Below are 6,115 nucleotides of genomic sequence, written 5' to 3' on the forward strand. Positions count from 1 at the left end.
CTTATCTGGCAGGGCAAATACAGTTAGAGAATAAAGTTTGCCGCGGTGGCAAGGTATTGGAACAACAGAGAATACAATGATGCAGGATTTGCGTCTGATATTAATCGTTGTTGGCGCGATCGCCATTATAGCGCTTCTTATTCACGGACTGTGGACCAGCCGTAAAGAGCGCTCTTCAGTGTTCCGCGATCGCCCGCACAAACGTTTGAAACAACGTGATGAACATGATGATGAGACGCTTACCGACGACGTTGATGACGGCGTGGGTGAAGTGCGTGTGCGCCATGCCCGCGACCATCAGGAACCTCACTTCGATGATATTCGCGATACGCAGCCAGACGAGCAGCACGCGCCTGTAACGCCACAGCGTGCACGTCAGCCTGCCACATCAGCGCCGGAAAGCGATCCCCTGTTTGCGCCAGCACCTAAGCCTGAATCCGCACAGCCGCGGCCAGCGCCTGCACGCCAACAGCCCGCGCCTCAGCCAACCTTTGTTGCGCCACCGGTACAGGCAGATCCTCTGCTGGATTCTGACCCGCTGGATAGCGTTCAGCCCAATCCCGTTTATCAGGCTGAGCCTGAACCCGCGCCTGAGGTCGTCAGCCCGCCGCCGCCTAAGCAACCTGAAGCGCGCCCTGCAACCAGCAGCAAGCCGAAAGAAGCGGTGCTGGTTCTGCATGTCGCCGCCCATTCCGGTGGTCAGCTAAATGGTGAAGCCCTGTTACAGGGGATTTTGCAGGCCGGTTTTCAGTTTGGTGAAATGAATATTTTCCATCGTCACCTCAGCCCGGCGGGCAGCGGCCCTGTGCTGTTTAGCCTGGCCAATATGGTGAAACCTGGCTCGTTCAATCCGGATGAAATGACTGATTTCACCACGCCCGGCGTGTCTATTTTTATGATGGTGCCGTCGTATGGCGATGCGAATCAAAACTTTAAGCTGATGCTACAGTCCGCACAGCGTATTGCGGACGATGTGGGCGGTGTGGTTCTCGATGACGAGCGCCGTATGATGACGCCACAAAAACTGGAAACCTACAAAGCGCGTATCCGCGATGTGGTTGAATCCCGGGACTAATCCACACTTTTTCAATTTGTTATGATAAACCCCCGCCTGTCGGGGGTTTTTTATCTGATGGGGTTATATGAAATCCGTCCAGGAACACATCACCGAACTGCGCACGACGCTGCGCCATCATGAATACCTTTATCACGTCATGGACGCACCGGAAGTACCGGATGCGGAATATGACCGCCTGATGCGCGAGCTGCGCGAGCTTGAAGAACAGCATCCTGACCTGATTACGCCTGACTCACCTACGCAGCGCGTCGGGGCGGCTCCCTTAATGGTGTTTGAGCAGGTCCGCCATGAAGTGCCCATGCTGTCACTGGATAATGCCTTTGACGAAGCCAGCTTCAGAGCATTTAACAAGCGCGTGCAGGATCGGCTAAAAAGCAGTGACGATCTGGTCTACTGCTGTGAACTCAAACTGGATGGCCTGGCCGTGAGTCTGTTGTATGAAGACGGACTGTTAACCCGTGCGGCAACCCGCGGTGACGGCACAACCGGCGAGAATATTACAAGCAACGTGCGGACAATCCGCGCCATCCCACTGCGGCTCAAAGGCGAGAACATTCCTGCCCGCGTCGAAGTGCGGGGCGAGGTGTTTATGACGCAAAACGGCTTTGAAAAGCTGAATGCGGAAGCGCGCCGCACCGAAGGCAAAGTCTTTGCCAATCCGCGCAACGCCGCGGCAGGTTCACTGCGCCAGCTCGATCCCCGTATTACGGCAAAACGACCACTCACGTTTTTCTGTTATGGCATTGGCCTGCTGGAAGGCGGCGAGATGCCGCGCAGCCATATGGCGCGTCTGCAACAGTTTAAAGCGTGGGGCTTGCCGGTCAGCGATCGTATTCGTCTGGTTCATAACGTGGATGAAGCGCTGGCCTTTTACCACGAGGTTGACGCGCAGCGTGCAGAACTGGGGTTTGACATCGACGGCGTCGTGATCAAAGTCGATTCTCAGGATCTGCAGGAGAAGCTGGGCTTTGTCGCCCGTGCGCCGCGTTGGGCGGTAGCCTTTAAGTTTGCCGCTCAGGAGCAGATGACCGTCGTGCGCGACGTTGAATTCCAGGTGGGCCGCACTGGCGCGATTACGCCTGTGGCGCGCCTGGAGCCGGTGCAGGTCGCTGGCGTAATGGTCAGCAATGCGACCTTGCATAACGCCGATGAGATAGAACGTCTTGGTTTGCGTATTGGCGATAAAGTTGTGATTCGCCGTGCCGGTGACGTGATTCCTCAGGTGGTGAATGTCGTTGTCAGCGAACGCCCTGAAGACGCGCGTGAAATCCTGTTCCCTTCCCACTGTCCGGTATGCGGATCCGATGTTGAACGCGTCGAAGGCGAAGCTGTCACACGCTGTACCGGCGGGTTGATCTGTGGTGCTCAACGTAAAGAAGCGCTGAAACATTTTGTCTCGCGCCGCGCCATGGACGTCGAGGGGATGGGCGATAAGATTATCGATCAACTGGTAGAAAAAGAGTACGTCAAGACGCCGGCAGACCTGTTTCGATTAACCCGTGAAACCTTAACCGGCCTGGATCGGATGGGGGCGAAATCGGCGCAGAATGTGGTCGACGCCCTGGAAAAAGCCAAATCCACTACGCTGGCGCGTTTCCTGTATGCGCTCGGTATTCGCGAGGTTGGCGAAGCGACCGCGGCTAACCTGGCTAACCACTTTGGCGAGCTACAAAAGGTAATGGATGCCGATCTGGACGCGCTGATCGCAGTGCAGGATGTGGGCACCGTGGTGGCGAAGCACGTACGTCACTTTATGGAAGAAGAGAGCAATCGCGACGTGATTCGCCAGTTGGTTGAAGACATTGGTATCAACTGGCCCCAGGTGATGGTGGTTAAAGCGGAAGAGATTGACAGTCCGTTTGCAGGCAAAACCGTGGTGCTCACCGGCTCGCTGTCACAGATGAACCGTGACGACGCGAAAGCGCGCCTTACCGAACTCGGCGCGAAAGTCAGTGGAAGCGTATCGAAGAAAACCGATCTGCTTATCGCGGGCGAAGCGGCCGGTTCAAAACTGGCGAAGGCGCAGGAACTGGGCATCGAAGTGATTGATGAAGCTGAAATGATTCGTCTGCTGGGAGCCTGACATGGACAAACAGTATCTGGTTGAAATAGCTAACACGGTCATGCCGTTTGGCAAATACAAAGGCCGGGTGCTGATTGATTTGCCTGAACCTTACCTGCTGTGGTTCGCCCGCAGTGGCGACTTTCCTTCAGGACGTTTAGGTGAGCTGATGCAACTGACGTTGACGATTAAAATTGAAGGGCTGGAAGGCCTGGTGAAGCCCCTGAAGCGCGGTGAGTAATTACGCTGCCTCGTTATATTGAGCAAACGAGGCAGCGATTTCCTACGCGTTTCGGTTATTTCTGCGATTCCACCACGGCGGCTTTATCTTTTTTAGCCTGCAACGCATTGGTTTTCTTATAACGCCCGGCAATAAACGAACACACCATCAGCTGCACCTGATGAAAGATCATCAGTGGCAAGACGATAATGCCCACGGCGCTGGCGGGGAACAGAATGTTCGCCATCGGCACACCGTTTGCCAGACTCTTTTTGGAACCACAGAACAGGACAACGATCTCATCCTGACGGCTGAAGCCAAACAGGCGAGAGGCAAAGTAGTTAATCAACAGAACGATAGTCAGCAGCAGTAGACATCCCGCCAGAATCCACAGCAGCGTATCAACGCCAACCCGTTTCCAGATGCCGTTTACCACCGCTTCACTGAAGGCGGAATAGACCACCAACAGAATAGAGGTTTGATCCGTAATACCAATCAGACTCCGGTTTCTTTCCACCCAGCCGCTGATCCAGCGACGTGACAGATGGCCTAAAACAAAAGGCACCAACAGCTGCAGCATGATTTTACCCACCTGCTCAAGGCCATCACCCGGTCCGCTGTTGTTAACGTCCATAACCAGATTCACCAGCAGGGGGGAGATAAATACGCCCAGCAGGGAAGATGCCGAGGCGCTACAGACCGCGGCAGCAACGTTTCCGCCCGCCATTGAGGTAAAGGCGATAGCTGACTGTACCGTGGCCGGTAAAATACACAGATAGAGGAAGCCGGTATAAATCTCGGCACCAACTTTCACCGGATGCCACCAGACAATTAACATACCGATAGCCGGGAACAGCACAAAGGTACTGCACATAATCCAGAGATGGAGCCGCCAGTGGCTGCTACCGGCAATGATTTTTTCCCGCGACAATTTGGCGCCATGCATAAAGAAAAGCAGCGCAATCGCGGCGGTGGTCAGGTACTGAAAAAAGTCAACAAAATGACCTCTGGCAGGAATAAAAGAGGCCAATAATACGGTGATGATAAGCTTTATCATCATTGGGTCTATACGTAAAAATCCCATCGTTAAAATCCGGTTAAATTTAGGCTGAGGTGATTGTGCGCGATGTGGGTTTAGAAATAAAATTGATTTATTAGATTAATCTATGTGAGAAATCGATGAATTACTCTTTGCGTCAGCTACGCACCTTTGTTGCTGTAGCGCATTACGGCGGTTTTAGTCAGGCAGGGCAGGCTATTGGTCTGAGCCAGTCGGCCGTAAGCCACAGCATAAAAGAGCTGGAAAATGAAATTGGCGTTCGCCTGCTGGACAGGACGACGCGCGAAGTCGTGCTGACCGAGGCCGGCCAACAGCTGGCCTCCCGCATGGAAAGGCTGCTCGAAGAGATAAACACAACGCTGCTTGATATTCGCAGCTACGGTGAACAGCGCAGTGGCACGGTGCGAATCGCGGCCAGTCAGACCATCTCTGCGCACCTGATGCCGCAGTGCCTTGCTGCCAGCCAGCATAGCTATCCGGACATAAAAATCATTTTGCACGACCGCGTACAGCAGTGGGTGTTAGAAAGCGTCCGCAATGCTGAAGTGGATTTTGGCATCGTGATCGGACCGCTTAACGACACCGATTTTGACGGCTGCGCTATTCTGGATGAACCTTTTTTGCTGTTATGTCGTGAGGACGATCCGCTTGCCGACGTTGCTCAGGCAAACTGGTCTCTGTTAGATGGGCGAACGATGGTGCTGCAGGATTACGCGTCAGGTAGCCGGGTATTAATTGATGCGGCTTTACGCCAGCAAAATATCAACGTTAATGTCGTTCAGGAGATCGGCCATCCCGCGACGCTGTTTCCTATGGTCGATGCCGGCATTGGGATTAGCATTTTACCGGCGCTAGCGTTACCGCTTCCGGCAGGACGGGCGCTGACGGTGCGCCGTCTTTATCCGGAGATCAATCGCACCCTGACTTTAATTAAGCGTAAAAATCGCTCATTAACGCCAGCGGCCGAAGCGATCTGGCAGGAGGTGCGTCAGCAGGCAAGATTGCTGACGCAACAACGCGAGTCAAGACCGGCGTTTTAGATATAGACATCGAGTTGATTGGTCTGCGTCGGGCGGTTAACGCCATCTGCAGATGCAGTATTACCTTCTTTTTGCGCCTGCTTTGCTTCAGCTTTCTGTTGCTCTTTGCGTTGTAACTGCTGGATTTGCGCTTCTAAAACCTGGATTTGTGCCTTAATCGTATCTTGCTGCTTCTTTTTCTGCTCTGTGGTCATCGTCTTATCGTCACCCAAACTTTTCAGTTGGTCGTTGAGACGAGAAATCTGCTTATTCAGGCTGGCGATTTGTGATGCGGTATCACTTGAGTTGGTTGTGTCTGATGAACTGCTGCTTCCGATACTCGGCGTGCTGGTTAATATCGTTGTCATTATGATCTCCTTGCAAATAGACGTTTTAGGTTATCGGACGCTTGCCGCAAAAGCTTAATGCCCCAAAATGTTAATTTTACGGAAAGATTCTTACAGTCTGGCGTCAGGACGGATAAATTTGGTGGCTCGTGCAGGATTGCCTCGGCCTGGTGGGCCTCGCCCTGCGGGTGATGCTGGCGCATCAGCCTGAATCGCTTTGCGATTCAGTCGAACCTGCGGCAGGTTCTCATCCCCGCACGTTTTACGCATAGCAAAAAGGCGCCTTTAGGGCGCCTTTCAACATTGGTGGGTCGTGCAGGATTGCCTCG

6 protein-coding genes and 1 other RNA gene are annotated in these 6,115 nt (G+C 53.6%); 4 read left to right on the top strand and 3 right to left on the bottom strand.

Translation table 11 applies throughout. The annotated features are described in order from the left end of the window. The first annotated feature begins 76 nt into the window (after positions 1-76). The 3 genes from zipA to QLG08_RS16785 all read left to right on the top strand — a co-directional run bounded on the left by zipA (position 77) and on the right by QLG08_RS16785 (position 3,381). Positions 77-1,075 carry a cell division protein ZipA gene (gene zipA, locus QLG08_RS16775; RefSeq protein ID WP_014594250.1) on the top strand — a complete coding sequence of 333 codons (999 nt, stop codon included), beginning with the start codon at positions 77-79 and terminating at the stop codon, positions 1,073-1,075. Between the two features lie 67 nt (positions 1,076-1,142). Beyond that, a complete protein-coding gene (ligA, locus tag QLG08_RS16780) occupies positions 1,143-3,161 on the top strand; it encodes an NAD-dependent DNA ligase LigA (protein ID WP_014594249.1) in 2,019 nt (672 codons plus the stop codon). A 1-nt stretch (position 3,162) separates the two neighbouring features. Further along, positions 3,163-3,381 (top strand): DUF3820 family protein, encoded by a 219-nt coding sequence (locus tag QLG08_RS16785; RefSeq protein WP_013026636.1) that lies wholly within the window; start codon positions 3,163-3,165, stop codon positions 3,379-3,381. Between the two features lie 55 nt (positions 3,382-3,436). Here QLG08_RS16785 and QLG08_RS16790 read toward each other — a convergent pair whose 3' ends face one another. Next, a complete protein-coding gene (locus QLG08_RS16790) occupies positions 3,437-4,444 on the bottom strand; it encodes a bile acid:sodium symporter family protein (RefSeq protein ID WP_013026635.1) in 1,008 nt (335 codons plus the stop codon). 95 nt (positions 4,445-4,539) lie between these two features. Between QLG08_RS16790 and QLG08_RS16795 the strand changes: the two genes are divergently transcribed. After that, positions 4,540-5,460 carry a LysR family transcriptional regulator gene (locus QLG08_RS16795; protein WP_013026634.1) on the top strand — a complete coding sequence of 307 codons (921 nt, stop codon included), beginning with the start codon at positions 4,540-4,542 and terminating at the stop codon, positions 5,458-5,460. On the opposite strand, the gene QLG08_RS16800 is transcribed toward QLG08_RS16795, so the two are convergent. Together QLG08_RS16800 and QLG08_RS16805 are read right to left on the bottom strand one after the other, a co-directional pair. Then, entirely contained in the window at positions 5,457-5,807 is a 351-nt protein-coding gene (locus QLG08_RS16800) for a FlxA-like family protein (protein ID WP_013026633.1), read from the bottom strand. The genes QLG08_RS16795 and QLG08_RS16800 overlap by 4 nt on opposite strands. 119 nt (positions 5,808-5,926) lie before the next feature. Next, positions 5,927-6,059: non-coding RNA, RtT sRNA (locus QLG08_RS16805), on the bottom strand. Between the last annotated feature and the right edge of the window lie 56 nt (positions 6,060-6,115).

Origin of the sequence: Pantoea sp. V106_11 (assembly GCF_029967885.1) — a bacterium.
Classification (GTDB): domain Bacteria; phylum Pseudomonadota; class Gammaproteobacteria; order Enterobacterales; family Enterobacteriaceae; genus Pantoea; species Pantoea ananatis.

Bases quoted from the DNA above. Each gene is read 5' to 3' on its own strand.
- zipA (WP_014594250.1), top strand. From the start codon at position 77: ATGATGCAGGATTTGCGTCTGATATTAATCGTTGTTGGCGCGATCGCC.
- ligA (WP_014594249.1), top strand. From the start codon at position 1,143: ATGAAATCCGTCCAGGAACACATCACCGAACTGCGCACGACGCTGCGC.
- QLG08_RS16785 (WP_013026636.1), top strand. From the start codon at position 3,163: ATGGACAAACAGTATCTGGTTGAAATAGCTAACACGGTCATGCCGTTT.
- QLG08_RS16790 (WP_013026635.1), bottom strand. From the start codon at position 4,444: ATGGGATTTTTACGTATAGACCCAATGATGATAAAGCTTATCATCACC.
- QLG08_RS16795 (WP_013026634.1), top strand. From the start codon at position 4,540: ATGAATTACTCTTTGCGTCAGCTACGCACCTTTGTTGCTGTAGCGCAT.
- QLG08_RS16800 (WP_013026633.1), bottom strand. From the start codon at position 5,807: ATGACAACGATATTAACCAGCACGCCGAGTATCGGAAGCAGCAGTTCA.